At 59.3% G+C, this 26,705-nt stretch carries 20 protein-coding genes and 2 pseudogenes; 5 read left to right on the top strand and 17 right to left on the bottom strand.

Features of this window, described 5'->3' with window-relative positions:
* Window positions 1–95: 95 nt before the first annotated feature.
* From GSQ92_RS07040 to GSQ92_RS07025, 4 genes are all read right to left on the bottom strand, one after another.
* Window positions 96–395: a putative quinol monooxygenase gene (locus GSQ92_RS07040; RefSeq protein ID WP_158801617.1), complete on the bottom strand. Its 300-nt coding sequence runs from the start codon at window positions 393–395 to the stop codon at window positions 96–98.
* A 136-nt stretch (window positions 396–531) separates the two neighbouring features.
* Window positions 532–1,269: an SDR family NAD(P)-dependent oxidoreductase gene (locus GSQ92_RS07035; protein WP_158801618.1), complete on the bottom strand. Its 738-nt coding sequence runs from the start codon at window positions 1,267–1,269 to the stop codon at window positions 532–534.
* 444 nt (window positions 1,270–1,713) lie between these two features.
* Window positions 1,714–2,352: a glutathione S-transferase family protein gene (locus tag GSQ92_RS07030; protein WP_158801651.1), complete on the bottom strand. Its 639-nt coding sequence runs from the start codon at window positions 2,350–2,352 to the stop codon at window positions 1,714–1,716.
* Between the two features lie 28 nt (window positions 2,353–2,380).
* A complete protein-coding gene (locus GSQ92_RS07025; RefSeq protein ID WP_158801619.1) occupies window positions 2,381–3,082 on the bottom strand; it encodes a peroxiredoxin-like family protein in 702 nt (233 codons plus the stop codon).
* A gap of 112 nt (window positions 3,083–3,194) precedes the next feature.
* Between GSQ92_RS07025 and GSQ92_RS07020 the strand changes: the two genes are divergently transcribed.
* Entirely contained in the window at window positions 3,195–4,130 is a 936-nt protein-coding gene (locus GSQ92_RS07020; RefSeq protein WP_158801620.1) for a LysR family transcriptional regulator, read from the top strand.
* A gap of 1,088 nt (window positions 4,131–5,218) precedes the next feature.
* Here the strand turns inward: GSQ92_RS07020 and GSQ92_RS07010 are convergent.
* From GSQ92_RS07010 to GSQ92_RS07000, 3 genes are all read right to left on the bottom strand, one after another.
* Window positions 5,219–5,845 carry a glutathione S-transferase family protein gene (locus GSQ92_RS07010; protein ID WP_158801621.1) on the bottom strand — a complete coding sequence of 209 codons (627 nt, stop codon included), beginning with the start codon at window positions 5,843–5,845 and terminating at the stop codon, window positions 5,219–5,221.
* Between the two features lie 1,510 nt (window positions 5,846–7,355).
* Window positions 7,356–8,543 (bottom strand): hypothetical protein, encoded by a 1,188-nt coding sequence (locus GSQ92_RS07005; protein ID WP_158801622.1) that lies wholly within the window; start codon window positions 8,541–8,543, stop codon window positions 7,356–7,358.
* Window positions 8,544–8,739: 196 nt separating this feature from the next.
* Window positions 8,740–8,979, bottom strand: a complete 240-nt coding sequence (locus GSQ92_RS07000) for a CDGSH iron-sulfur domain-containing protein (protein ID WP_158801623.1) — start codon at window positions 8,977–8,979, stop codon at window positions 8,740–8,742.
* Between the two features lie 122 nt (window positions 8,980–9,101).
* On the opposite strand from GSQ92_RS07000, the gene GSQ92_RS06995 reads away from it, so the two are divergent.
* Window positions 9,102–9,557, top strand: a complete 456-nt coding sequence (locus GSQ92_RS06995; RefSeq protein ID WP_158801624.1) for a MarR family winged helix-turn-helix transcriptional regulator — start codon at window positions 9,102–9,104, stop codon at window positions 9,555–9,557.
* A gap of 594 nt (window positions 9,558–10,151) precedes the next feature.
* On the opposite strand, the gene GSQ92_RS06990 is transcribed toward GSQ92_RS06995, so the two are convergent.
* The 4 genes and pseudogenes from GSQ92_RS06990 to GSQ92_RS06980 all read right to left on the bottom strand — a co-directional run bounded on the left by GSQ92_RS06990 (window position 10,152) and on the right by GSQ92_RS06980 (window position 13,769).
* Window positions 10,152–11,279: an FAD-binding oxidoreductase gene (locus GSQ92_RS06990; protein WP_159013245.1), complete on the bottom strand. Its 1,128-nt coding sequence runs from the start codon at window positions 11,277–11,279 to the stop codon at window positions 10,152–10,154.
* A 105-nt stretch (window positions 11,280–11,384) separates the two neighbouring features.
* Window positions 11,385–12,077: an amino acid ABC transporter ATP-binding protein gene (locus tag GSQ92_RS32100; RefSeq protein WP_216849927.1), complete on the bottom strand. Its 693-nt coding sequence runs from the start codon at window positions 12,075–12,077 to the stop codon at window positions 11,385–11,387.
* 171 nt (window positions 12,078–12,248) lie between these two features.
* Window positions 12,249–12,860, bottom strand: a pseudogene (locus GSQ92_RS32095) (amino acid ABC transporter permease); the annotation flags it as partial.
* An 84-nt stretch (window positions 12,861–12,944) separates the two neighbouring features.
* Entirely contained in the window at window positions 12,945–13,769 is an 825-nt protein-coding gene (locus tag GSQ92_RS06980) for an ABC transporter substrate-binding protein (protein WP_158801652.1), read from the bottom strand.
* Between the two features lie 136 nt (window positions 13,770–13,905).
* Here GSQ92_RS06980 and GSQ92_RS06975 point away from each other — a divergent pair, with 136 nt between their 5' ends.
* Both GSQ92_RS06975 and GSQ92_RS06970 read left to right on the top strand, forming a co-directional pair.
* Window positions 13,906–14,973: a LacI family DNA-binding transcriptional regulator gene (locus GSQ92_RS06975; RefSeq protein WP_158801627.1), complete on the top strand. Its 1,068-nt coding sequence runs from the start codon at window positions 13,906–13,908 to the stop codon at window positions 14,971–14,973.
* 362 nt (window positions 14,974–15,335) lie between these two features.
* A complete protein-coding gene (locus GSQ92_RS06970; protein ID WP_158801628.1) occupies window positions 15,336–15,764 on the top strand; it encodes a hypothetical protein in 429 nt (142 codons plus the stop codon).
* 118 nt (window positions 15,765–15,882) lie between these two features.
* On the opposite strand, the gene GSQ92_RS06965 is transcribed toward GSQ92_RS06970, so the two are convergent.
* From GSQ92_RS06965 to GSQ92_RS06955, 3 genes are all read right to left on the bottom strand, one after another.
* Window positions 15,883–17,115 carry an MFS transporter gene (locus GSQ92_RS06965; RefSeq protein ID WP_254065491.1) on the bottom strand — a complete coding sequence of 411 codons (1,233 nt, stop codon included), beginning with the start codon at window positions 17,113–17,115 and terminating at the stop codon, window positions 15,883–15,885.
* 733 nt (window positions 17,116–17,848) lie between these two features.
* The gene (locus GSQ92_RS06960; RefSeq protein WP_158801629.1) at window positions 17,849–19,549 is read right to left on the bottom strand and encodes a cation:proton antiporter; all 1,701 of its coding nucleotides are present in this window, start codon (window positions 19,547–19,549) and stop codon (window positions 17,849–17,851) included.
* Window positions 19,550–20,054: 505 nt separating this feature from the next.
* Complete coding sequence (locus GSQ92_RS06955; RefSeq protein WP_158801630.1) at window positions 20,055–20,603, bottom strand: carboxymuconolactone decarboxylase family protein; 549 nt, start codon at window positions 20,601–20,603, stop codon at window positions 20,055–20,057.
* 166 nt (window positions 20,604–20,769) lie between these two features.
* On the opposite strand from GSQ92_RS06955, the gene GSQ92_RS06950 reads away from it, so the two are divergent.
* Complete coding sequence (locus GSQ92_RS06950) at window positions 20,770–21,678, top strand: helix-turn-helix domain-containing protein (protein WP_216849923.1); 909 nt, start codon at window positions 20,770–20,772, stop codon at window positions 21,676–21,678.
* A 124-nt stretch (window positions 21,679–21,802) separates the two neighbouring features.
* Here the strand turns inward: GSQ92_RS06950 and GSQ92_RS06945 are convergent, their stop codons facing one another.
* The 3 genes and pseudogenes from GSQ92_RS06945 to GSQ92_RS30815 form a co-directional block, all read right to left on the bottom strand.
* Complete coding sequence (locus GSQ92_RS06945) at window positions 21,803–23,143, bottom strand: efflux RND transporter periplasmic adaptor subunit (protein WP_158801631.1); 1,341 nt, start codon at window positions 23,141–23,143, stop codon at window positions 21,803–21,805.
* A pseudogene (locus tag GSQ92_RS06940) lies at window positions 23,140–25,388 on the bottom strand (efflux RND transporter permease subunit). Before GSQ92_RS06940 ends, GSQ92_RS06945 begins: the two are co-directional and overlap by 4 nt.
* A complete protein-coding gene (locus tag GSQ92_RS30815) occupies window positions 25,385–26,266 on the bottom strand; it encodes an efflux RND transporter permease subunit (protein WP_254065496.1) in 882 nt (293 codons plus the stop codon). The pseudogene GSQ92_RS06940 and the gene GSQ92_RS30815 overlap by 4 nt, the downstream one beginning before the upstream one ends.
* Window positions 26,267–26,705: the final 439 nt, after the last annotated feature.

The raw sequence follows: 26,705 nt of genomic DNA, 5'->3' as shown, positions 1-26,705 counted from the left end.
CGTGCGAGACAGATGACCCGTGCGCCTCGATTTGTCAGCCGATCGGGCAGCGCTCGCCGATACCCTGGCGCCGTTGATGAGAACGGCCGCGCGCGTCACGGCAGTTTCTCCGCGATGAGGTCGACCTTATGGATCTCGGGCGCAGCCGCAAGAAGGTCGCTCGATATGACGCCGAGCGCCGCAGCGACGGGGCCGTTGAGATGGGCGTCCCGTCCCGCCTCATCGTCGAACGTGTCGAAGATCATGAAGCTCTTCGTGTCGAGCCGACCGGCGAACCAGGCAATCGTGCCGGGCTCCCCGTCGACTAATGTTCGTGCGGAGGCCAGGAAGGTGGCGACTTCTTGTTCGTGGCCGACAGCGGCCTTGAGGTTGACGAGAAGGGCAAAGCGCCTCATCGGCATGGTTCCTGTTCGAAGTAAATTGGGACCGCCGCCGGTTCGGCGGGGGTCTCGGAACGGCCGCCTCGGCGGACGGCCAGAAGTTGCTGGGACGGCAGGTCGGGTCCAACCGGCCGTCCCCTTTGGGGGTCGATCAGTACTGGGAGACGCCGCCATCGACATCAAGCTCGATGCCGGTGATGTAGGCGCTGTCGTCGGAGGCTAGGAACACGGCCGCCTTGCCCAGGTCCTCGGGCGTGCCAAGGCGCGAGAGCGGGATCATATTGATGATTCCGGCATGTGCCTCTTGTGGGATCAACGACTGAAGACCCGGGGTCAGCGTATGGCCAGGGCTCAGCACGTTGATGCGGATACCCAGTTCCTTTGTGTCATGCAGCCAGCCGCGAGCCAGGTTACGGACAGCTGCCTTGGTCGACGCGTAGACCGACATGTTGGGAATGCCGATCGAGCCGGCGATCGAGCCGGTGAAAATCACCGACGCACCCTTCGGCAGCAGCGGCAGCGCCTTCTGGAATGCGAAGAGCAGGCCCTTGACGTTGACGGCGTAGGTCTTGTCGAAGTGCTCTTCGGTGATCTCGCCGACCTTCATGAATTCATAGAACCCGGCGTTCAGCATCAGCACGTCGATACGGCCGGCCTTCTCCCTGACCGTCGCGTAAACGCGGTCGAGATCGGCGAGCTTCCCTGCGTCGCCCTGGATGCCAACGCTGCCATTGCCGATCTCGGCCACGGCCTTATCAAGTTCTGACTGCCGGCGGCCGGTGAGGAACACTCGCGCACCTTCATTGGCGAACGCCTTGGCAATACCGAGGCCAATGCCGGCGCTGGCCCCGGTCACGACGGCGACCTTGCCCTCTAGTTTTCTGCTCATATAAGCGAATCCTTCGATCTCTATTATCCCACGCGCTCGTCACTGGTGCGGCGCGGGGCGTCGGGGCGCCGGGATCGGCGCCAGAGCTTGAGAATAAGAGATCGAGGGGACAGCCTGTAGTTCGGAGACGAGACTAAAGTTTATTCTGCTCTGGAATGATGCGAAACCGAGCGTGATCAGCGACAGCTTGGTGCCGCCGCGTTTCAAAACGCCGATGCTCTGTGCATCGAGCATCGTCGAGGTGGGGGCATGCCGAAGATCGGTGATTGCGAGTTCGTCCCGCGCAGCCGGATCAGCAACGTCGCTGGCGCCCGACGACGGGCTCGAGGCTAATCACGAGGTTAATATCGGGAACTTCTCGAAGTCCTCCATGTCGACAGCTTCTCATGAGGCCGCCCGCTTCGGCTGGCTGCCGCACATCCGCCGGCACGAGGGCTTGGACGATCAGGCCGGCGGCACGAGGGCAGTGACTTTGGCGATACCAGCCTGGACGCCCGGCCGTGCCGCGATCATTTCATACCAGCGCGCAATATTCGGCGAATTGTCGAAGTCGATGCCAGCGAACTCCCGACGCCACAACCAGCCGAAATGCACGATGTCTGCGATGCTGAATGCGTCACCGGCGACGAATGTGCGCTTAGCCAACAACCCATCGAGCACAGCGAAGACGCGCTCGGACTCGGCTTGGAAACGGTTGATCGCTAACGGGACCTGCTCAGAAGCCTGACGCTTGAAGAACCCGACTTGGCCGAGCGCCGGGCCAATGCCAGTCAGATGGAAGAACATCTGTTCGAAGACCCGTGCCCGGTAGACTCCGTCCTTTGGCAGCAGCTTGCCGCTCTTCTCCGCGAGGTAGATCAGAATGGCGCCCGACTCGCTGAGGGTCAGTGGCTGGCCGTCAGGTCCTTCGGTATCAACCAATACCGGGACCTTGCCGTTCGGATTAACGGCGAGGTAGTCGGGCTGCTTTTGTTCGCCCTTGCGCACGTTGATCGGCTTGAGCTCGTATGGAAGCCCCATTTCCTCAAGCGCGATCGGCACGCGCACGCTGTTCGGAGTCGAAAAGGCATAAACTTGGTACATCGGTGCTTCCGTCTGTTCGGGGTGGGACTCAGGAACGTCGCCTGGAGGGCGGCGGGTTGGCAGCTGCGGAAACTGCAGTGGCAGCAACGCGCGTGGACTGCAGGCGGCGCAACGCGATCAGGATCTCGGCCGGCTCGATCCGCTTGGTGAAATCACTATCGAGGTACGAGAAGACAATCCGCCCGGACGAATCGGCTACGTAGGTTGCGGGGATCGGAAGCGGCGTGCGACAGCAGGCGCTGTCGGGACGGCCGAGTGCCCTGTAGTCATTGTGGAGCTCGTCGGCCGGCATGAAGGCAATGCCGAAGCTCGTGGCCACCTTGGCGCCGACATCGGCCAACAGTGGAAACGGCGTGGGCACTATTTGGCACAGAAGTCGAACTTTACTGACTTGGGGGGCGATCGCGATGAGGGAGGCTCCGAGGACGGTGACTTCGCCAGTTACGCGGGTCAGGGCTTCGAGTTCGAGAGCGCAGAATTGGCACCAGCCACCTCGATAGAAGCAGATAGCGACGGGTCCGCCTTGCAATAGAGAGCGGAGCCGAACCAGGGCGCCTTGCCCGTCCCGCAGCCGAAAATCCGGCACTGTGTCGCCTGCCCTGAGTGCTCGCCGCAGCATACCCGAAGCGCGCAGGCGCGCCGCTTCCGCCTGCAAGCGGTCGAAGGTGCCCGGGGGAAGGTCGCTCTCGGCTTGGCTGCGCAGCGCTGCCAGTCGCGACTTCAAAGACATCGGGGGAGCCTCGGTTGGATGTTCGAAGAGCGTCTCAACCGTATCTGCCCATGTGCACTTGACGAGAGGAGGCTGCATAAGGAGATATCCTTCATTCCGACGGGGAATGACGATGAATCGACTGGCCGCCATGGACGCCTTTGTGCGCGTCGTCGATACCGGCTCTTTCACCGGTGCGGCGCGTCAGCTCCGCGTCGGCCAACCGGCGATTTCCAAGATCATCGCCCAGCTCGAGGACCGGGTTGGTGTGAAGCTTTTGCTGCGTTCGACCCAAGGGCTAACACCGACGGAAGCTGGCGAAACTTTCTACGAACACGCCAAGCGGTCGGTCGAAGAGGCCGACGAAGCGGAAGTCAAGGCCCGCGGGGCGGCCGCAGCGCTCTCTGGCCGGCTGCGAATCGGCGGCGCTGTCACCTTCTCTCGGCTCCACGTCGTGCCACGGCTTCGCAAATTCATGGCGATGCATCCGGCTCTCGACCTCGAGGTGTTTCTCGACGATCGCGACGTCGATCTGGTCGAGGCCGGCATCGATATTGCGCTCAGGATGGGTGACCAACAGGATTCGTCACTAACGGCACGCAAGATCGGCAGCAGCCCGCGTGTCGTCGTTGGTGCGCCCAGCTATCTCGAGGAAGCCGGAATTCCGGTAACGCCGGCGGACCTCGTGGCGCATCAGTCGGTAATTTACGACCGGCGCGGCGGAGGCATCGTCTGGACGTTCACCCAAGGCACGGCCGAAAGCGCCGTCACGCTCAAGGGTCGGGTTCGCCTCACGGCAGCTGAAGGCGTGCGGGAGGCAGTGATCTCGGGGATAGGCCTTGCGGTCGCTTCGGAGTGGATGTTCTCGCCCGAGATTGCGTCTGGGCGCGTGGCACGCGTCCTAGCGGACTGGTCGTTGCCGAAGATTGATCTCTGGGCCGTATTCCCGTCGGGGCGCAACGTCAGCACGAAGGCGCGGGCGTTTGCGAGCTTTATCGAACAGGAGCTCGGATCGAAATTCGCCGATGACGAGAAGGAGGCCGGCGACGAAGTGGTCGCTACCGGCTGATTAAGCGGCCGACCCCTTACTGAAAGCCCAAAGCTTGCTAGTGCGACGAGTGCCAGCCCGACCGAAGGTTCACCGCTACTGTTCTTTGTACCCATACTCGATGTTGTTGCCAATCGCGCCGTATGTTTGAACGGCAAGAATTTGCCGGATATCGTGAGTTTGACGCGATCACCTATTGGGTTCGGCGGTCGCTCCATGTCGAAGTCGAAGTCGATCGCGGACATTATGCCGTCGCCGAATTCTTACTCGAGTAGCGCTTCCAGGCCAGTCTGTCGATCATCACTTACTCGTAGAGGCGATAGCTAGCGGATCGCTCCGCGGCATTTTTACGCCCTCACCGGGCATCGGCACCTCATTGAGCCTGGTTCGCTCGCCCTCGGACAAGCTAAGCAACTTTGTAGCCGCAACCGCCTGTGGCTCGGTCGACTCATTTGACCCAGTATGGCGCCGACGATCAGCACTTCGGAGTGACCGCCGATCTAATTGCAGATATATTTCCAACTCCAGCCGTTCTCGCGTTTGATGTCGAGCTGAGTCGTCGGGACGGGCGCCAGAGCCTCGATTATGAGATCGAGGAGAAGCCCTGTAGGTCGTGAATGGTAATAATCTCTATTCCTGTTTGGAATGCACTCTAAGGCCAGCAGCAGAAGAAGCGTCATTTGCCCCCGGGAGGCACGGATACCGCGCGAAAGCGTCCACGATGAAGTCGACAAAGGCCTGACTTTGCGCGCAATCATCTGGATCGGATCACGGCATCGATGGGCGTCGCGGTCGCACGTCACCGCTAAATAACTCCGTCGCTGTGCCAGAAGCAAAGTTCGCCCGAAACAGCCGGCGCGGCGACTTTTTACGCTTCCTCGTTTATTCGCAAACCCGCAGCCGCCAGAGCGCAGGTTAGTATTTTACACCGCAGGCCAGCGGCAGTGGGCTTCGAACCTCAACGCGGGGCCGCACCATCGAGCGTGTCCCAGTGCATGCTGAATCGGAATCCGAGACCTCAGCTCGTGCCGGTTATAGCCATGCCGTCAAGCTCGGCGGCGAAGTGGAGCGAAATACTGCTTCGTCACGCTACTCGTAGATCCGCATCGTCAGGGGGAAAGCGGCTGCGCGCAGTGCTTCGCGTAAGCCGGTCGGGTCAACAATCGATCGTACCAAGCGCGCAACATCGGCAACTCCGGCCTATCAATTGGCAGCATAAACCAGCGGTGCAAGGACGGCCCGAACGCCACATCGGCGATCGACGGTTGAGCGCCGCCCAGGAACTCACAGCCAGCGAGCCCCGCCTCCACAATTGTCCATACCCGTCCTGTCTCGAGGGCTGCCGCCGCAATTGCTGCCGGATCGCGCTTCTCCGATGGCGTCCGCACGAGCCCGATGAAGACCCGGTTCAACGGCCCCGTCAGCAGCGTTTGCTGGAGGTCTAGCCACGCATCCGTATGAGCGCGCAGCCGCGATGTAGCCGGATACCAGTTGCTGTCAGATGCGTATTCGCTGCCCAAATAGCGCAGGATCGCGTTGCTCTCAAACAACGAGAACGCATCTTCCTCCAACGTCGGCACCAAACCAGCCGGATTCATCGCCAGATATTCTGGCGTGTGCGTTCCGCCAAATGGTCCGCCCACATCAATCCGCTCGAAGTCCAAGCCGAGCTCGTCCAGCAACCACAAAACCTTCATTACGTTAGAAGACGAAGAACGGCCCCAGATCCGGATCATACCGCGGCACCCTTACTTTTCGTATGCAACCAGCCGTAGCCTCGGCCACCCAACAGCAACACTTGTGGATCCGCCGTGGCTGGGTCAGATGGTTTGCATACCACGTCCCTACTGAGCTCCTCTTGGCAGGAGCTCAGCGTCAAGATCGCACCGCGCTAACATACCTCCTCCGGACGCTCCCTGCGTTCTAAGCCACCGCAGGCGCAGACCGCGGCACATTTGTCTGACGCGGAATGGCCCTCCTCACACCGTTGAGCAGATATGGGCGACTCAGGCCACCCGGTCACCGGGTACGCCCGACGCGAGACCGCCATCGTTCTTTCTTCGTGGACGATCGGTGCCTGAAGCAACAGCGTGAATGTCCACACGGCTTAACCTAAGTTCACGAAGCTCGTGATCGGTATACATCGAGAGCTCATTTGCAATTTGCCGATAATCTTGACGATTTGCACGCCGGTCTTCCCGGCCTCGACGATATTGTCGAGCTAACCCTGAAAAAATAGTGAGAAGAGTGTTCATCGCATCAAATACGCCCACCGAACAGCTCCCGTCGTGCTGCATCGCAACATTAGGCTCAATAGAAGATCAAGGCAGCTTCGGGCTAGGTACTTGCGCTGCTCCGCGTCCCGACCGCTTCAAGCTCAAGGCCTAAGCAGACGAGGACGTGTCGGCCGCGCGGAGCGAATTTGATCATCCCGGCTCGCGGTCGTCCAACGGCACCCAGGTCATGGTCTAGAGCCTCGCCCAACCTGTTGCCACAAACGTCTTCGAGACGCTCAGAGACGACGAGGCGGTGTTCCCCGGCACTCCAACGGTGGCCTGGGATAAGCTGCGCCGCTGTTCCATCCGATGTGAGTAAAACACGAGTATGAACGACCTCTCCGTAAGGGGTCCGGACTCCGATCTCATTCTCGCAGAGGGCCGCGTCCATAACCCTGTCGAAGTGCACAACAGCGGGATCTAGGCTCCCCACCGTCGGTGAGACAATACGCCAGCAGGTCTCCTTGAGCGCTTCTAGAACTGGATCGCTTACGCGGAAGGTATGGCGAGCCGTCTGCCCGAGCGCCGTGGCGACAAGGCTGTATGACCGCCCGACGACAAGGGCCGGCTCGTGAGCCGGGTCCGCCCCAAGACCGCGCTTGATCCTTCCTGGCTCCATCAGCACCGTTAGGCGACGCCCATCAGGCGACCAGAGCTCCTGCGACAGGACGAGGAAAGGGTCTCGCACCACCTGCTCCTCCTCGTTCAGCAGCCAGAGTCGCTCACGATCGAAGTGCGCCTCTCCTGGCCTCGGGAAATGTATATAGAAACGCAGGGTGTTGGCAGGGAGCACCTTGGCTTGGGGAGAGATGCGGATGGGTATCTCAGTCATTCAATTCGCGGCTCTCGCAAAATGACGCTCGACCGTGTACGGACGGCCGAACGCTCGCCTGGCGTGTCGGTGAACCGACATCGTCGTCAAGCGCTTCCCCGCCGCGGTTTCCACTGCTTCCCTCTCGCTTTCCTTCGGTCACGCCGCCTGCTTCGGCGGGAACTGGGCGCCCGGGAAATCAAATTCTACCCAGATCTTGTCTAGCCGTCCGGGAAGCGGGCTGGTCATCAGGGTCTCAAGTGCCAGATCGCCGGTATCTGCATAGCGGGTCAGCGAGACGAAGAAGCGGTCGCTGAACAGGTCGGCCCGCAACGACGATCCGACGAACAGCACCTGCTTGCCGACCGGCCCGGCCGGCATGCTGGGGTGTTGGTCCAGCATCTTGTCCTGGGTCGGTCGGTTCTCGGGCGTGTAGCCTTCAGCGGAGCGGATTCCGGAGAGCGGAACTATCATGGGGCCGCGACTGAGATTGGTGATGAACAGCTTGTCCTCGTCCCCATCACGGAAGGCGACCATGCTGATGGGCTGGCCGTTGCCCATGTCGCCGATCGTCTTGCCCCTCACCTTGGCGCCGTGCTTCAGCTCGGAGACTGGAATGGTGACGAGCGGACTGCAAGCGTAGGCGGCGACGAGCGTGTCCTCGCCATCGATGGTGGCGAACTGCATGGTCCGGATCGGCGCACGCGTTTCGTAGAGGCCGTGAGCGAGATGGTAGATTTCCAGTTGGGTCTCGCTGGCGGCCCCGGTGAACGGATTGGGGATACGTCGCAGCGTGGAGGAGAACTCCTGGTTCGAGACGCCGGCGACGTACACGTCGCCGTTGTGAAACTTCAGATCCACGATCGTCATGGACCGGAGCGGCGTACGCGCCTTCTCGTCGAAGACCGCCGCCGGCGGATATGGGAAAGAGCCGGCCCGCGACCTAAAGGTCTTGCCCTCGTCGGGAACGTCAGTCAGGCGGTGTACTGTCATCTTCGACGATGAGAGATCGAAGGGCCGGACCTCTCCGGCGAGCGAGACGCTCACGACCGCAGGCTCCAGGCGATCGCCGTTGCGCACTCCGGCGGACAGGTATGGCTCGCGCGTGACGGGGTGGACGGCCATTCCATTTATCACCAAGCTCTTCACCGCCACGCCCAGCACGCCGGCGATCTTCTCGTCGATCGACTCGAAGAGGAAGGGATCAAGTGAGACTGGAGCCTGGCCCCGTTCCGTCTCGAAGGCGAAGACGGCGCCGAGCTTGTTGTCGCCGACGAAGAGGACCCCGTCAGGGCTGAAGGCCAGAGCCCCCGCCGCTTGCGGGGTGATTTGTTCAAGCGTTTTCATGATGACCTCCATCGTCGCTAACAGCGGCCGTTTAATTAGATAGATGAGAGATTGCGCACGACGGGGTCAGGCCACGACGCTTGTCGCTCCGGAAGAAAATAAGCCGGATAGTGAAGATCCGACTTGCGTCAATACTTCGACCCCCGCAGCGTTCCGCTTCCGCCGCGGCCGCCTCGTCGCCAGGTCGCAACGATCTTTAGAGCTTGGTGTGGCTGCCATCGCAAAAGACGCCACTTTTGCTGCTCTTGCAGCCACAAAGGTACGCCGTCTTGGTTTCTATGGCCTCGAATTTTATCGGAGAGAGGCCGCTGCCGGCGTGGCTTCCGTTACAGAAGGGCTGCGTCTTGCTCAATCCACAGGAACACCAGTAGTAGCTCGCGCCTGCTTCAACTTGAACGGGATATGGACCTTTTTGCGCGATCGTTGGTACTGACATTTAATCTCCTTTGCTTGCGCTTCACGTTCTGGTAAACTACCTTGACTAATGAAAGTAAAGCACCTTGATGATATGGTCAAGAGCCTTGATGATTTTTTGGTTCGGCGACGACGTGGGCGCTCGTGAGTAGCTCAAAGGAAGAAAAGGGGGTCAACTTTGCACCGGCCTTGGCTGCCGCCAGCCGTGCCTTAACCGCCACCATGATGGCCAAGGTTGCTAGTTGTGGGTTCAAAGACATGACCCCCGCCTTCGCGAGCCTCATGCCCCTACTTGATGCGACCGGCGCCCGACCCACCACCTTGGCGCAGCGAGCCGGAATCACCAAACAGGCGATTAGTCAGCTGGTTCGCGAGCTGGAAGCACGCGGCTATGTCGAGCAGGTGCCCGACGCAACCGACACACGCGCCAAGATCGTGCGCCTGACGAAGCGTGGGGTCGACATACGCGCGGCCTGTGCGGAGGTGAAAAATGAACTACAGGCCATTGCCGTCGCAAAGCTTGGCAAATCACGAGTATCACGATTGCAGCGGGATCTCATAGAGCTTGCCGCCGCTCTTGAGGACATGCACACGCGCTGAATACTGAGGTGGCTTCTGGCACCCGCCCGAACGCACCAGCGGATTGGAATAGCCGGCCGGTAGAGCGATGCCTCACCCGGCCGCCCTCCCCTCCTCGCTGCGTTCTTAGGGACGCTTCCATCAGCGCAACTTCGCCAGCTCAAGCCGCAGCACCAGCCGCAAGCTGAACCGGTCGGTCCGCCCACGCATTAAGCGTCAGTCGATCGGCGACCCGCCGGGTCGCCCAATCTCCCTATCGCAAGCAAGGGGGTTTCCGAGCGCTCGAAGGCCAAACACCCACCAACACGCGAGAGGGATCTTATCGCGTGTTGACCGTCAGTTTTCACTTCGATGGATCACGCGCTGCTCCCGACCCACTGTTCGGCCCGCCAGTCATTACCGACGAGACGGTGAACTTTTCGAGCTGTAGTGCGATAGGAATTCTCATCGCGGTCAGCTCTATTCTGTCACCGCATGCTCCGCAACGCTCGTAGACACGGTAATAATCGGATCCCCTGCCTTAATGACCCTCGGCCAGTGTGCAGCTGGAGATTACACGAAACCACCCGATCTGAGGATCTTCCGTTCCAGACCAATCGGCTGCTTTCCTGTCGCTCAGCCGACGAACCGCCCGGGACGGAACTTCGCTAGCAGGGGGTGCGGTGCGCCGGTCATAATTTCGCCTGCTAGGAGTTCTCCCACGATCAGACCCAGCGTCGCTCCGCTGTGGCTAAACGCGAGATAATAGCCGGGAACCTCGTCCAGCCGGCCGAGCACCGGCACACCGTCCTCCGGTATCGGCTTTGCTCCCATCGCGATATCGTCGAGTTCCAGTGCCGGATGCCCAACGAGCACCGCCGAAGCCTCCTCAAGAAGTTCCTCGATGACCCAGTTCTTCACATCGTATGAGCCATCCGGAAGCGCGCTGACGGCTCGCTCGGACCAGGCGGAATCGAGCACGAGAGCGCCAGAGGGCGTTGGCCGGATCGCAACGCGCGGCGCATTTAAGACGGCGCGTAGCGGAACGTCGATCGGCTTCGTTTTGACGAGCAACGAGATCAGCGTTCCATCCGGGATACGTTTTCCAACTGCGGCCGCCATCTTCGGCACAGCAGCGCCAGTAGCAACCAGCACCGCATCCGCGGCGATACGGTGTCCATCGGCCATTATTATGCCGCTCGCCCGTCCTGCAGTGACCGCAACCGAGGCAGGTCCGCAATCGCTAATGACCTTGCCGCCAAGTCTTGCGAATTCAGCGAGCAGTACGGTGATCAGCGAGGGCAGGTCAACCCATCCCTCGCCCGCATTGAATATCGCGCCGGGTTTGCAGATTGCGCTAGCATCGACTCCCGGGGTTACCCCTGCGACTTCGTCCGCCGCCAGCAGGACGGCATCGTAACCCATGCTACGCTCATGATCGAAGACCTTAGCGATTTTATTGCTTTCATCATCCGCATCCCATGTTAGACCACCGTCAAAGCGCAGCCAATTCACCCCGGGACGCTGAGCCGAGAGGGTCCGGTAGCGGTCGATCCCGAGCATGCGGAGACGATGATACTCGTTTGAACGCATACGAGATGAGTTCAACCAGGAGAGAGACCGACTCGAGGCTCCATCGCCAGGCTTTCCTTCAGTGACAAGAGTAACCTCGGCTCCAAGGCGTGCGAGATGCAGGGCTGACGACGCGCCAAAAATGCCACCGCCAATAATGACAACCTTGGAACCCTTGGATAATTCAGTCATTTTGCTTTTGCCTTCTAGGAATCTCGATGGGGAGACGGCATCGTGGCCCTATCGGCGTCGTCGCCGCGGAGGACGCTGATTGTTGATGAGAGCGAAGAGACCGCGCTACAGAACCTCTGACAGGAATCGTTGCAGTCGGGGGCTTCTGGGGTTGCCGAAGATCTCTTCCGGGGGGCCGGCTTCTACCACCCTTCCCTCGTCCATGAAGACCACCTGATCGGCGACCTTCCTGGCGAAGTTCATCTCGTGCGTTACTACGATCATCGTCATGCCGCGGCGGCCGAGTTCGGCCATGAGGGTGAGCACGCCCTTGACCAATTCGGGATCGAGCGCGCTAGTCACTTCATCGAACAACATGAGTTCCGGCTCAAGCGCGAGCGCCCGCGCGATTGCCACGCGCTGCTGTTGGCCACCGGACAGGTTGATCGGTCGATGATCGGCACGAGCAGAAAGTCCTACATCCGCCAAGCGAGAATCTGCGATAGAGAATGCCTCGGCCTTACTCTTTCCCTGCACCTTCCGCAGCGAAAGTGCGATATTGGCGCGTGCCGTGTGGTCTGGAAAAAGGTTGAAATGCTGGAACACCATGCCGACGCGTCTTCTCAACACGTCTGGCCTCACTGTTAGCATGCTTTCGCCGTCGAGCCGGATGTCGCCTCCGCATGGTTCGACGAGGCGATTGAGGCAACGCAACAAGGTAGATTTGCCAGATCCTGAGGGCCCGATGATGCAGGTTACGGTTCCCGGTTCGACCGAGAGATCAATGCCATGCAGAACTTGAAGTGGGCCGTAGGCCATCTCCAGCCCAATTGCCTCCAGCCGCCCAAAGACTTGGTCGCTGTCCCGTCTATCAACCGCTGGCCTTCGCGCGCTGTCGCGCCCCGAAATGACTTTCGCGTCCTCCGTCTCGGTCACTTCTTGTAGACCGCTGACGACATCGGTTGGTCGCCGTCCGGTCCGCAGCCGATTGTCGAGAAAGTTGACGGCATGGGTCAGGGGCACCGTGATGAGCAGATAGAAGATACCAGCCAGTAGCAGCGGGGAAAGATTGCCGCTGACCACGGCCTCATCCTGCCCTACCCGGAATAATTCACGTTCGGACGCGAGGAGGCCTAGAAAGTAGACAAGGCTGGAATCTTTAATGTTGCCAATGAATTGATTGACCAGCGCCGGCAAGACCCGCCTCACCCCTTGCGGGATGACAATAAGGCGCATGCTTTTTGGGTAGCTCATCCCAAGCGCACGACAGGCCTCAAGCTGACCGCGTTCGACACTTTGAATACCAGAACGGAAGATTTCCCCGATGTAAGCACCGGCAATAAGACTCAGTGCCAGAATGCCGAGCGGAAAGGGTGACGGCCCGAATAGCATTCGTCCCAGTCTCGCGAATCCCTGGCCGATGAGGAGGATTGTCACGATTGCAGGCAAGCCACGGAAAATGTCCGTATAAACTCGTGCCGGGACCTTGATCCAAGGCGAGCGGGAGACCCCCATTACCGCCAGGACAAGGCCAATGACGGCGCCGATTGCGGTCGAGCAGACCGCTAGGATCAAGGTGTTCTTCAGCCCGACCGTAATCATGTTGGGTAGAACCGCCAGCATCGACGGCCAGTCGAGGAAAGTCTGTTGCAGCGTGTCTAACCAACCCATCTGTCGCGTCTGGCGTCAGTGGTGGGGCAGATATTGCGGTGTCAGCGGCGAGCCCGGGAACCACTTGACGAAGAGTTTTTCCCAAGTACCGTCCTGCATTGACGCATGCAGAGCCTTATTGATCGCCTGGCGAAAGGCATTGTTACCTTTCATTACAACGAAGCCTGCGGGCGCGTCGAAGGACGGGACATTTATCGCAATCCGAAGCTTGTAGCGCTGTGCCGTCTGCTTCGCCTGCTCGTAATCCAGGAAATGCGCATCAATCGTGCCATTATTCAGAGCCGAAATGGCCGAGTTATTATCGGGAAACTCGACCAGGTTAGCCTTCTTGAAATGGGCCTTCGCATAAATCTCCTGCAGCGAGCCTTGTAGAATGCCGAGCCTCTTACCGTCGAGATCCGCAGGAACCTTTATGCCGTTTTCGGCTGTGATCACTGAGAGGAAGCCTGCGAGATAGCCGTCTGAAAAATCGACCGTTTTCTCGCGTGCGGCCGTCGCGCCGATGGCGGCAGCGGCCACGTCGAAGCGTTCGTTTGCGATCGATGGGATCAACGCCGAGAAGTCCTGGCCGGTAAAGGTAACGTGCGCGCTGTCGAAGCCTATCCGCTGCGCGACGTCTCGGAATAACTCCACGTCGAAGCCGGTGAAATTTCCGCTCGCATCGATGAAGGCGTAGGGCTTCGCGTCACCCACGGTGCCCACGCTGATCACCGACCGGTCGATAAGGTGGTAGGGATTGCCGCTCGGCGGAGCGGCTTGAGCAGGGCTACCGCCACAGTAGAGTGCCGTGACGGCAGCGAACGCGGCAGCGCCGAAAAACCTTCGGGAGCATTGCTTCATCGTCACGACTCCATTCTGGCTCTGGTTGAGGTCTGTCTACATCTAACCTTGCCATCGATTGAGACCGGTCTCAACATTTAATTTTAGTAACCGAGAGGACCTTGACGGTGGCCCAGAAACTCAGTTAGGGCGCCGAATGGCCAAGGATCAGGGGCTACGCAGACCCGCTACCGTCCAGGACGTTGCAAACCTGGCGGAAGTCTCGAAAGCGACAGCTGCGAGAGCGCTGGGCCAGTATGGGGCGGTCAGCGCGAGAGTCATGACCAAGGTCACCGCCGCCGCGGCCGCCCTCGGTTACCTTCCCAACGACCTTGCAAGGACAATGACGACTGGACGATCCGGGACGATTGGCGTCATCGTGGGCGATATCGAGAACCCGTATTTCGGACTGGCCGTTCGAGGCGTGAGCGACGGTGCGAAGGCACGCGGCTTCAATGTCGTCTTAGTGAACTCCGGAGAGGATGTGGCCGAGGAAAAAGCCGCCCTCGAGGTTTTGGTGCGTAAGCAAATCGACGGTTTCATTATCGCGCCGGCTGCTTCAGGGGATACCGCGCACCTGCTGAATATCGCCACGATCGGACGCCCGGTCGTGTTGATGGATCGCGAAATCCCAGCGCTTGGGTTCGATGCCGTGGTGCTAGACGACAAAGCCGCCGCGAAGCGCGCAACAGAGCTGCTGATCGCTGCGGGCCACACTCGCCTATCCTACATTACAGCAGCTGGCATGAAGCAGCACACGCTTTGCGATGCGACAGGAATCGGTCTGTCCACGGTTGCCAATCGTATTGCGGGATTTTCAGAGGCCTTAGCAGACGCCGGCATTCCCGATCCCCATCGGTATATCCGCTTCGGCGTCACGGATCGCCAAGGTGCCCAGCATGTCATCGCTGACCTCTTAAATTTGAGCGACCGACCTACTGCCATATTGGCGTCTGACAGCCTCATAGCTCTTGCCATACTACGCACTACGAAGGATGTCCGATTGATAATACCGAGAGACATTTCACTGATCAGCTTCCACGACGCCGACTGGACGAGTGCAACCACACCTTCTGTGACCGTCGTGGCACAGCCGGCGTACGACCTTGGTCGGGAAGTTGTTAGTATGCTGATAGAACGCATTGAAGGCTTGGCTGAGCCGCCAAGGCGGCGTGAACTCCCGACACGCTTGATCGAGCGCGAATCCGTTTCCGCCCCGAAGTAGAGGGGGGAAAGACCCTGCCTACAGGGTTTAAGCTGCAATCGGAGGCAACGTCCCCCGACATAATCGAGCGGCGCCTCCAGTGGAAATTGTGTACGAGTGGAGACTCTACTAAAAGCCGATGCAGCGCCTATCATGAGCTGCGGCGAAAGATCCCCCGAGCTTGAGGTGATTTCATTCGCTTCGCCCCAGGCAGAGTGCCTGATGGTGATGGCGGCCTATTCCGAGGCAAATCAACAAACCGCGCATGCACTGTGACACCCGGCACTTTGGGTCTTCTCTATCATCGATCAAGCTCGACAGCTGCGTCGGTCCTTTGGCAAACTGGTGCCTCCTCAACCCCAACCCCCGACAGGACCAACGTGATGAGCCTCCTCCGCTTCGCGGCGGCCTTTTTGGTCGCCGCCACCGCCGCAACCGCGACGGCGCAGACGCCTCCTGCGCCAGAAATGCCAAAAATCGCGCCGCTTGTAACGCCGGCAAACGATGACACTTTCCTGCTGACTATCTTCCTGCGGCACGACGAGTCGAAGCCGCTTGGTAAGATTAACCAGGAGCTGAAGGAGCAAGGTTTCTTCGCAGCCTTCCCGCCCCCAGGCGTAGATGTGGTGTCTTGGTACGTCCTGATGGGGATAGGCCAGGTGGTGACGCTACGCGTTCCTGCAGCGAAGCTCAGAGAGGTGAATCGCGCCATCGAAACTACCGCCTGGGGTGGGTTTAGGACCGACTTCTATCCGACCTACGATTACAAGGCCGTGGCCTTGGGACTTCATCGGGGTGTTGACACTCAATAGTCCGCCACGCCACGCCAGATGTTCCGCGAGAGCCCCTTCGTCTGACGGCGGACCTAACAGGTTTCGCGACGGCTACCGGCTACGACTTGGCGCTCGCTCGTCCATTTGCCGAAAGGGCTCAGTTCGCTGCCGGGTCCTGGTGCGATTCTCTGGTCAGGCGTTGCCTTGGAAGAAAGGCCGTCAGCAGTCCCACCAGGGGCAAGAATGAGCAGATCCGATACACGCTTTCGATGCCGATCACGTCAGTTAGTCCGCCGAGAAAGGCGGCGGCTAGACCACCTACAGCAAAATTCAAGCCGTAGAAGATTCCGCCGATAAGCCCGATCCGGCCGGGAACCAAATCCATGGCGTAGATCATAATGGAAGCAAACGCGCTGGCCATGATGATATTGATGAGCACGGTCAGCACGCCGGTCCAAACAAAATCGACATGGGGAAGTAGCAGCGTCAGCGGAAGAGGACCTAGGATCGAGATCCAGATAATGCGATAGCGGCCAATTCGGTCCCCGACGATTCCACCAAGCAGAACCCCAATCGCGGATGACAGAAAAAATACGAAGAGCATGACCTGAGAGGTAGGAATAGACACGCCAAACTTTTCGATGAGGTAGAACGTATAAAACGAACGAAAGCTCTCGAGATAAGAAAGCTTCGACGACATGAGAACAATAAGCACGATCAAGCCAATCAAAACCGTCTTTCGTGATGGCCGCCCATCAGTCTCATGTTTGCCAGAACGTGCAGTCGCGGCTTCGAAGTGCGCGCGCATCCCCGCATGGTGGCGCGCGGTCCAGGTCATCAGCGCCATAGCGAAGATCGCCATTAGTGAAAACCATTGAAGACTCGTCTGTCCACGAGACATGATAACGACAGCTGCGAGCAAAGGACCGAGGGCACCCCCTGTCTGGCCGCCAACCTGAAAGATACCCTGTGCAAGACCCTGTTTCCCACCGGAAGCGTAGCGCGCCGACCGCGTGGCCTCCGGATGGAATATTGATGATCCGATACCGACGAAGGTGACCGAGACAAGTGTCAGGAAGTAACTCGAGGCGTGAGCTAAGCCAATCAAACCAAAAAATGTGAAGACAAGCCCGACGACGGTGGAATAAGGAAGAGGATTTCGATCCGTGTAAAGTCCCACCGCGGGCTGGAGGAGCGATCCGGCTATCTGAAAGGTCAAAGTGATGATCCCAATCTGAGCGAAATTTAGCTCGAATCTCGCTTTCAGCAGCGGATACACAGCGGGAATAAGTGATTGGATGGTGTCGTTTAGAAGATGGGAGAGGCCGAGGGCGACTAGCACCCCCATGTAAACAGTAGGCTGAACGATAGCAGTGCGATGGGTATCCACTTTGAATGGCTCCGAAGTGCAAGCAGCGGCAAGGATTAGTTGAGGCCTACCAGTCCCTGGTATTGACCGCAACGAGCAACGCCGCCCGCTCGAGTCACGATGCAGATCGGGCCTTCGTCGGCGCCACTACGCCGGACCCCGGGGCAATTGGCAAGAAATCGCGCACCATCCGGCACGATGACTGACGCCCGGAGCGCGTATACGCAACGCGACTTCGTCGGCGGCGATCGAGAAATCGCGTACCGCAGTTGAACATGCGGCCCGAGCTGCGAGCATTCTTCGGCGAAGCTTGGGTCAATTTGACGGCGGCTAGCAGTCACTAAGGACGTATCTTCAACATGCCATTTTACCAGCATTTGCAGGCGCGACCAACGCTTGGTGCGCGTCCGTGTCGCCGAGATCAGCCGCAAATCTTATCAGGGCGAGTTTCCGAGCATGATTTTGGTGCCACTCCCGAAAACCCTTCGACTCTAGATCGGCAGCTTCGAGTGACTTTGTCTCGGCGTGCTGTTATGGCGTCTTTGAGGACCACCTAGCAGCAACCCCCGGCACGTGATACCTGCGAGACACCGATCCACCGATCAAATTCTCTGCCGATCAGAAGCGGCGACTGATCCTGCTCCTGCAGCCGATGCTCAGCGAGATCATGGCGCCGACAAGCGGGGAGGTCGGCGATGCATGGGGCGCCGCAGTGTTCTGCTGTGATGCGGGACTAAACAGAACCCTCATTCATTCACGCGGCAGCCGAACCACGTGCAGCGCCTACGAGCGCCCGTTCCTGTTGGTGCCGCATCCAGTTATTGATCGCGTCGCCTTCAACATCGAGTGCGTTCAGAATCGCTGCTGTAAAATCCAGGCCTGGTGGGAAGCTACGGTCTACGACGGCGCGCACGCCCAGCAGGTCAAAACGCTCGACTTCGCTCTCTCCGATCACCGCCGCAAACCGCGTGAGACCCGGGTAGAGCGACCGGCTGAAGGGTATGATTTCCTGGGCTGTCTCGTGGGAAACGCCAGTCCAGGCGTTGATTTTCCGACCATGCGATGCGATCGAATTCCAGAGTCTCGGATCGGCCATATCGCCAAACACTGCGGTATAACCATCGGCAATGGCCTCGCTCAACCTGCGCTGATCACGCTCGACAGCGATATAGCGGATATCGAATTCCTTCAATCCATCGGCCAATGTTCGCCCAATCCGGCCCATCCCGATGATCAGAACGGGGGCCGCGAGCTCCTTGAGCTCCAGCTCAGGGTCGTTGATTCTTGCTTTTCGACGACGCAATTGACCGGCCACCTGCCTTCCGATCTGCGCGATATTTGGCGTAAGCGCGAGGCTGAGCGCCACTGCCGCAACGACGATTGAGACCCGAACTGGCCCCAGAAGCGCTCGAACAGCAGGCAAGCTTAATACAACAAAAGCAAATTCGGACCCCTGAGCCAGCAGGAAGCCCAACTGCAAAGATCCGGGCACCGACCAGCGGAAGACCAAACTCGCCGCCGCATTGGTCAGGACTTTCGCCGCGACGAGGGCCGCACTGACCCCGATCACCGCAGGCCACAGTCGCAGAAGCGGACCAACGTCAAGAGACAAGCCCACCGAGATGAAGAAAAAGCCGAGCAACAATCCTCGAAATGGTTTGATTTCAGATTGGATAACGGCCCGGTAGGGTGTTTCGGCTACGGCCATCCCACCAAGGAAGGCTCCCAGCGTCAGTGACAGCCCAATCTGCCCCGTAGCCCAGGCCGCCGCCAGCGCGACCAGCAACGCCATAGCGGTAAAGACTTCCTCCTGTCCTGTGTGAGCGACAAGCCTAAAGAGTGGCTTAACAACTAGGCGCGCCAATACCACCGCAACCGCAAAGGCTGCGGCAGCTTTGACGAGAGCGAACATCGCTACTGGAAGAATCGAGCCCCCACCTAGCGCCCCGGCTACAATGAGAAGGAATATTGCTGCTACGTCCTGAAAGACCAAGATTGCGGTAGCCGTTAACCCAACAGGGCAACTCTGTTGGTGACGCTCAGCGATCAGAGGCGCAACTACGGCGGTCGAGCTCAGCGCTAAAACGGCTCCCAGGAAAAGGGCCGGCAGCGGCGCCAGCCCGGTCGCAAATGCCAGGATACCAAGTAGAACTGTGCCAAACAAAATCTGCACCGGGCCAAAGCCGAAGATGTCTCGGGCCTGCCGTCGGACGTGGGTTAGCGAGAAATGGAGGCCAATATCAAACAAAAGAAAGACGACTCCCAGCTGAGCAAGGAGGCCGATGGTGCTGCTGTTGACAACCATTGACGCGCCGGCGGCTCGTAATGCCAAGCCGAGCACCAGGTAGCCGACAATGGGACTCAGCCTTCCTGCGCGACTTGCGATTACCGCCACAACACCAAACGCAAGCAAGAGGATGACAGGCACCAGGGCCGCAAGGATAGGGTTGTCCATCGTGTAAATGAGCTCATTTGTTGGAAGTTGTGGGGTCGACAGGTCCTAGCACAGGCGATTCGGCTAATCCGAGAAGCCGCTGCAACGACCCGCCGCAATGACGTCACCTCCTCACGGCAGCTCAGGCCAACCGGGCTAAAGCTACGATCTAGAAAGACCAGGCGGGCAGGATGCCATGCTAGCCAACCCTAAGATTTGGTCAAATGGACGGGTGACCGCAAGTCCACCAGGAGATCTGAATGCGCCATCGACCAACGGCCGCCGAGTGGCTGAACTGGCTGAGCGGGCACGCGGACTACCCACCCGGCCCATCCGTAGGGGCCGCCGTTTGAATGTAGCGTTTCCGAAAAGCTGCATCGTGATATATCTTAAGAAGCGCTAGTGAAGATGCTTGTCATGAAGCCGAACGCGAGCTCGGCCGCGATGAAGAGGCCGATTCTGCCGGGGATTACCTACAGATTTTTTAATAAGCACTGAACGTGTTGCCAGCCAAAATGTCCACTCCTTACGCTTGCCAAGCGTGTGGCTGGAAGGGTTTTTCTAGCGGCGTTTCCGTGACGCTCCCGGTGTAGTTTGTGATCGTGGACGCGGCGACCACAGCAATCACCTCAAGCGCAAGATCCTTGCCGAACCCGGCGGCGATGAAGCGCTCGATGTCCTGATCCTCGAGTCGACCCCGTTTCTGGATCAACGCCTTTGCGAGAGCCGACAAGGCAGCAAGCGTCTCGTCCTTGGGCAGTCGTCGGTCACGGATGGACTGAACGTCAGACGGGTCCAGTCCTTCCTTGAGCGCCAGGGCCGTATGGAACGCGACGGCCCAGGAACACTCATTGGTCACTGCATTGGTCAGCAGCAGTGTCTGTATCTGGGCTTCAGTAAAGCTGCCGCCATGGACATTTTCGAACAGGCCGACCAAGCTATTGATCAACACTGAAGATGTCGACATGGACCCCAAAATATTGGGAATCATCCCGAAGGTCGCTTGCAACTTTTGGAGAGCAGCCTTCGAACGTTCGGGCGCAGTATCGATGGTGTTAACCGGAAAGTCTGTCATGTGCGCTTGCCTCCAGGGAGATGAAAGTGAACGGAGTCACGGGCACATCGCGCAGTGACTGCTCGTTCGACACTCTGAGTAGAGCTTGGCAGGAATGAATTCAATTACATGAAAGGTAATCGAGCCCAAGCTTTATCGTGGTAGACAGCGGGGAATGAAGACTGGAATGAGAAATAACGCGATGGGGCCTGACAGACGCGGGGCCGGGCGCCCCGAGAGCGGGCTGGGCAAACTCATGCGCTACTGGCGTGAAGCGCGCGGCAAGAGCCAATTCGATCTGGCTCTCGAAACTGGCGTTTCTCAAAGACATATCAGCTTCATCGAAAGCGGGCGTAGCATCCCGAGCCGGGAGAAACTGATGCACATCGCTGAGGGGCTGCATGTCCCGCTCCGAGAGCGCAATGGGTTCCTGCTGGCAGCCGGGTATGCGCCCATCTATCCCGAGAGTCCGCTCGATGGACCAGAGATGGAGAGCATTGTGAATGCCCTCAGACGCGTGTTGTATCAACATGAGCCATTTCCCGCAGTAGTCATGGACCGCTACTGGAATGTGGTCATGACTAACGACGCTGCGCCGCGCTTCTTTGGAAAATTCATCGACATGGAGTCGCGCCCAAAACCGCGTAATCTGCTGCATCTGATGTTCGATCCCAACGGAATGCGTCCTTTTATCTCCAATTGGGGCAATGTTTCGGAGAGCCTTCTCGCACGTATTCACCGTGAGGCGATCGGGCAAATAGTCGATCGGAAAACGACGGAACTGATTCAAGCATTGCTCGATTATTCTGGTGGCGAAGCTAGAAACATCCAGGGTGTCACCGCTCTTGCGCCCGCCTTACCCATGATACCGATTGGATTTATGAGAAACGGTCGTACATTGAGTTACTTCTCAATGATCACGACGGTTGGAACACCGCTAACGATCGCGGCCCAAGAACTTCGGATTGAGTGCATGTATCCAGCGGATTCCACTACTGAGACGCAGCATCGAAAGCTGATGGGACGGCCGCGAAAGAGTCAACAGCGTTCTACAAGATCCCACGCCAGACTCCCGAGAGCGACCATTCAGACATAGGTTTGCTTTGCCATTCCGGGATTTTCGGTCGAAATGTGCGAACTAGCCCCGGGAGCGTTCGGTCACCTGATGCCGCAAACCGTGCACCAGCCCTGTAGGTCGGGCACCGGAGGGCTCAGATGGCCTATCGTGCCGACGCTGGAGATGACGCCACTCGTACATGGTCCCCGTCCCTCAAATCCGCCGGCGGCGTAAGCGCGACTTGGTCGCCCTTTGCAATTCCACCCAGAAGTTCCACGGTAGTCCCGAAATCACGGTAGATCGATACGCGGTGTAGATGCACGATCTTGTTTTTCACGACCATAACCTGCATTCCTTGTGCGTCGAATACCAGCGCGTCGGAGGGCACAATCAAGCCGGGTTTGACGCGCGGGATAGCTAGCGAGACATTGGCGTAAAGTCCGGGGTTCAAACGATGCGCCCTATTGTCGATGTCGGCCTCTACTCGCAACGTTCGAGATGCGGCGGAAAGCGCCACAGCCGTTCGGGAAATAACACTGTCAAACTGCTGCCCTGGAAGTTCCGGGACTGAAATCGTCGCCTTCAGCCCTTCCCGCAGGTTGACCGCCCCGCTCTGCGGGACATCGATGACGACCCGCAAAATGTCGTCCCGCTGGACAACAAAAAGCGGTTGCCCCGAGGCGGCGTCCATGGTCACAAGGTCGCCGGAATCGACGTTCCGCGCCGTTACCACTCCGTCGAAGGGCGCCGCTACCCGCTCGAAACTGGTGAGCTGCTGGAGCCGGTTGAGCGTCGCGGTCTGCGCCTCAACATTTGCCTGGGCCACCTGGACGCTCGCCTGGGATGCCGCGACATTAGCCCCCTGAGCGCTGACGTTGGCCGCGTCGTTGTCGGCACTCTGCTTGGTCGCCCAGCCCTCGGCCGCGAGTGTCCCTGTGCGGCCATTGGTGACCTTGGCGAGCTTTGAATCGGCCTCGGCTTGCGCCAGACGCGCCTGCGCCACCACGAGCTGCGCCTTCATCTGCCCGAGCTGGGCGTGCGCCTGATCCGCCTGGGCGTCGAGATCCGGCGCGGCTATGCGGAGGAGAAGCTGTCCTCGGGTTACGCGGCTGCCGATATCGACAAGACGCTGCGAGACGTAGCCGGTCGCGCGCGAGAAAATCGAGGCCGTGTCGTAGGCCATGGTTTCGCCAGGCAAAGTCAGCCGGATCGGCGAGTTATCGCTGCGCACTGTCGCGACATGCAGTGTTGGAGCGAAAATTGCGGTCGCCTTTTGTGTCTCGGAAGCGGCGGCGCCACGCTGCACGCGATTGTAGACCCCGAGGCCCAATAGACCAGCGATCACCAGTCCAGCGCCGATGAAAACGTGCGCGCGCGGCGGTGCGGGGGGCGGTTCCTCCGAGGTCTCCTTTTGCGTGGTCTTATCATCCGATGCCCTCTCGTCGTGATCCGAGCCGGAGTCGGGGTCGTCCTTCTCAGGCTGCGACAGCTGGGCGTCGGTCACAGGTAATTCTCCGGCGTTTTTGGGGCGCGCTGGCGTAGGAGGACATAGAGGTAGGGGACGAAAAGCAAAGTGCCGCATGTGCCGACGGCGATGCCGCCCATGACCGCGCGGGCGAGCGCCGCGTTTTGTTCGCTGCCCTCACCAATGCCGATCGCCATGGGGATCAGCCCGACGAACATGGCACCCGCCGTCATCAACACGGGACGCAGCCTTTCGGCACCCGCGGCGATGGCGGCCTCCATGGCGGAAGAGCCATTACGCTCCCTGTGCTCGCGCGCGAAGGTCACAAGGAGGATGGAATTCGCGGAGGCGACGCCGACACTCATGATCGCGCCCATCAGCGATGGGATGGAGAACGTCGTGCCGGTGATGAAAAGGCTGGCCGCGATGCCGCAGAACGCAATTGGCAGAGCGCAAAGCACGACGATGGGGTCACCCCAGCTTTGGTAGTTGACCGCCATGAGCAGGTAGACGGCGACCACCGCAATCATCAATCCAATGGCGATGTTCTGAAACGACTGGTCCTTGCTCTCCACCTGCCCGCGTATCGCTATCTTGTCAGGCGGCGCGAGGCTTTTCTGCGCCGTGGCGACGATGCGGTCGATTGCGCGTTCGACACTGCCGAGGTCGCGCTGCTGCACGTTCGCCATGATGTCGAAGGTTGGTGCCATGTTGATGTGAGTCGCGACCGTCGGTTCGGCGCGCCGGGTCATCGTCGCGACATTGGACAATAGCTGAACCGTGCCGCCATTGCCGACAGAACTTAGCAGCAGCGGGGTATTTTCGAGCGCGGCAAGGGAATCGTTGCGGAATTCCGGCGTTTGAACCCAGACCTGATACGGCACCCCGGTTTTAGGGTCGTTCCAGAAATTGGGGGTAATCTGGAAACTGCCGGATAGCGAGACATCGAGATTGTTGGCCACTTGCTGCTCCGTCAGGCCAAGCTCGGAGGCGCGTTGGCGATCGACATCCACGAAATATTCTGGACCATAATTGATTTGCTGGAGGTGCACGTCGGCGGCGCCCTCGACATGGGTGAGCGCTCTCTGGATCTTGCCCGCGACTGCCATGTCCTTGTCCAGATGACGGCCGGTGACTTGAATATCGATGGGCGCGAGGGACCCGAAATCGAGAATCTGGGTAATCATGTCGGCGGGCTGAAAATAGAAGACAGTGTTGGGAAACCTGTCGCGCAGGATGGGGCGCAGCGTGTTCATGTAGGCTATGGAGGATTTATGGCCGTCCTTGAGGGTCACGAGCACCTGGCCATCGTAGAACGCGACGAAGGAGCCATCGTTGAAGGCGAGGTTGTAGTTGATCGACGGTAGGCCGATGTTGTCGATAATGGTGCCGAGTTCTTTCGCTGGGATCACCTGACGGATGCTGTCCTCGACTCCCTGAAAAAGCTGTTCGGCGACCTCGATTCGGGTACCGGGCGGCGCGCGAACATGCAGCGTCATCTGGTCGGAATCGACTTGGGGGAAATAATCGGTACCGATGAAGGGAACCAGGCTACCGCCGACGAGGAGAGTGAGCCCAGCGACAATCGCAGTCGCCAGCGATGGCGCAAGATGGCGTAGAGGAGGCCGATGTAGGCTGTTCGGAAGGCCTGGAACCGCCGCTCAAAACCCTCATGGAAGCGGCCGAAGCTTCCCTTCTTGCCGGATGATGTGTGGTCATCCTGGCGCGCCGCATCGCGTTTCTCGTATTCACGCTTGACCAGCACATCGATAAGGATCGGCACGAGTGTGCGAGAGAAGAAATACGAGGCGAGCATAGCGAAGACGACGGCGAGCGCCTGCGGGGTGAAGATGTATTTCGGTGCTCCTGTAAGGAAGAGCAATGAGACGAAGGCGCCGCAAATCGAGAGGGTGGAGATGAGGGCCGGTTTCGCGATGCCGGCCGCGCCTTTGGCCACTGCCTCTCGGAAGGGTTTCCCCTGATCCATGAGGCGATAGCTGTTTTCGATGGCGACTGTGACGTCGTCCACCAATATGCCGACGGCCAGCGCGAAGCCGCCCAGCGTCATGATGTTGATGCTCTCGCCCATCGCGCCGAGTATCGCGAGGGATGTCAGGATCGCCAGTGGGATCGAGATCAGAACGATCAACGTCGAGCGCCATGAACCTAGAAACAAGAGAATCATCAGGGCCGTCAGCGTGGCCGCGATCACGGTCTCCCGGATCACATCCCCGATGGCGCCTGAGACGAAGACAGATTGATCAAAGACCGGGGTGATCTTCATGTCCCTTGGTCCGCCGCCTGGATGGAGGGCAGCATCCTCTTGACGTTGTTGACCACTGATAGAGTTGAGGCATCGCCGTTCTTTAGAACCGTGAGCAGGACCGAGGGTCTGCCGTCCTGACGGACGATGTTCTGTTGCGGCGGTCCGCCATCCCGAACATAGGCAACGTCCTGCATCAGCACGGGCGCGCCATCGATCTGCTTGATGGGGATTTGGTTAAGCGCGCTTATCACGCTTGGCACGGAGTTCATGTGAATGACGAACTGAGTCGTGCCAATCTTGGCGAGTCCGGAGGGGACGGTGACGTTCTGGGCAGTGATCGCGTTGGTGACATCTTGCGGCGTCAGGCCGCGCGCCTGCAAGGCGTGAAGGTCGAGATCGACCATGATCTGACGCGGTGTGCCCCCATAAGGCGGCGGCATAGTAGCGCCGGGATTGGTCGCGAGCGTCTGACGGATGCGGTATTGGGTGTAGTCGTAAAGCTGCTGCTGCGTCTCCTTCAAGGAAGACATGACCAACTGGATGACCGGTACTGAGGACGCCGTAAAGCGCATGATCACCGGCGGTTGAATTCCAGGAGGCAGAACCGCACGGACCGAGTTTGTGGCGGCAACGATCTGGGAGATCGCGAGGTCTATACTGACACTGGGTTGAAAATAAATCCGCTGGATCGTAATTCCCTGCAAAGTAGTACTTTGCATCGACTTGATGTCGCTGACATTGTTGCTGATTGAAACCTCGGTGTAGGTTGTAACCCGGCTCTCCATCTCGGGCGTATCAAGGCCTGTGAATGTCCAGACGAGCGTGATGACAGGAATGTCGACCTCGGGCAGAACGTCCTTCGGCATCACGACGGCCGCGCCTATCCCTGCCAGCATCACCAGCACGGCGATAACGTAGAAGGTAATGCGGAACTTCAGAGCATATGCGACTAAGCCCATCCGGCGGTAATCTCTCCCAACAAGTAAAGCCTCTCATGCTGGTTGCAGGTGAGGCGGTCACTTGAGGGTTCCAAGGCGTCGTTTAGTCACAAAGCGTCACAGCCCGGCCAGCTTCCCAAGAAGAGCCTACTTCGGCCCCCACGCCAGGCCTTAGCGCGGCTGGTTGTGCCCTCCCGGCGGAATGGGGGCTTTCCGGCATCACCATCTAACGCAGCAGGAGGCGGGGCAGAGCGCTTCGCGCGCGAGCTCCAGCCCGGCCAAGAGGTGCCGGGAGCTACTGCCCCTAGGCGAAGCGGTGGGTCCAGTGCCTTCTCGGGAACAGGTGGCAGAACGCAACGAGGTTGCCGCAAGGCGCACGGCAGGTGGCGGGCGGATT

It is taken from the genome of Acidisoma sp. S159 (genome assembly GCF_009766125.1).
Lineage (GTDB): Bacteria > Pseudomonadota > Alphaproteobacteria > Acetobacterales > Acetobacteraceae > Acidisoma.
The sequence above is the reverse complement of the archived record's forward strand: the minus strand, read 5'-3'. Positions and strand labels throughout refer to the sequence as shown.

Coding starts and splice junctions, on each gene's coding strand:
- GSQ92_RS32100 (WP_216849927.1), bottom strand. CDS start 12,077: ATGGCCTACGGCCCACTTCAAGTTCTGCATGGCATTGATCTCTCGGTC.
- GSQ92_RS06980 (WP_158801652.1), bottom strand. CDS start 13,769: ATGAAGCAATGCTCCCGAAGGTTTTTCGGCGCTGCCGCGTTCGCTGCC.
- GSQ92_RS06960 (WP_158801629.1), bottom strand. CDS start 19,549: ATGGACAACCCTATCCTTGCGGCCCTGGTGCCTGTCATCCTCTTGCTT.
- GSQ92_RS07000 (WP_158801623.1), bottom strand. CDS start 8,979: ATGTCAGTACCAACGATCGCGCAAAAAGGTCCATATCCCGTTCAAGTT.
- GSQ92_RS06970 (WP_158801628.1), top strand. CDS start 15,336: ATGAGCCTCCTCCGCTTCGCGGCGGCCTTTTTGGTCGCCGCCACCGCC.
- GSQ92_RS07005 (WP_158801622.1), bottom strand. CDS start 8,543: ATGAAAACGCTTGAACAAATCACCCCGCAAGCGGCGGGGGCTCTGGCC.
- GSQ92_RS06950 (WP_216849923.1), top strand. CDS start 20,770: ATGAGAAATAACGCGATGGGGCCTGACAGACGCGGGGCCGGGCGCCCC.
- GSQ92_RS07030 (WP_158801651.1), bottom strand. CDS start 2,352: ATGTACCAAGTTTATGCCTTTTCGACTCCGAACAGCGTGCGCGTGCCG.
- GSQ92_RS07035 (WP_158801618.1), bottom strand. CDS start 1,269: ATGAGCAGAAAACTAGAGGGCAAGGTCGCCGTCGTGACCGGGGCCAGC.
- GSQ92_RS06955 (WP_158801630.1), bottom strand. CDS start 20,603: ATGACAGACTTTCCGGTTAACACCATCGATACTGCGCCCGAACGTTCG.
- GSQ92_RS07040 (WP_158801617.1), bottom strand. CDS start 395: ATGAGGCGCTTTGCCCTTCTCGTCAACCTCAAGGCCGCTGTCGGCCAC.
- GSQ92_RS30815 (WP_254065496.1), bottom strand. CDS start 26,266: ATGCTGGCAGGGATAGGCGCGGCCGTCGTGATGCCGAAGGACGTTCTG.
- GSQ92_RS07020 (WP_158801620.1), top strand. CDS start 3,195: ATGAATCGACTGGCCGCCATGGACGCCTTTGTGCGCGTCGTCGATACC.
- GSQ92_RS07025 (WP_158801619.1), bottom strand. CDS start 3,082: ATGTCTTTGAAGTCGCGACTGGCAGCGCTGCGCAGCCAAGCCGAGAGC.
- GSQ92_RS07010 (WP_158801621.1), bottom strand. CDS start 5,845: ATGATCCGGATCTGGGGCCGTTCTTCGTCTTCTAACGTAATGAAGGTT.
- GSQ92_RS06975 (WP_158801627.1), top strand. CDS start 13,906: ATGGCCAAGGATCAGGGGCTACGCAGACCCGCTACCGTCCAGGACGTT.
- GSQ92_RS06990 (WP_159013245.1), bottom strand. CDS start 11,279: ATGACTGAATTATCCAAGGGTTCCAAGGTTGTCATTATTGGCGGTGGC.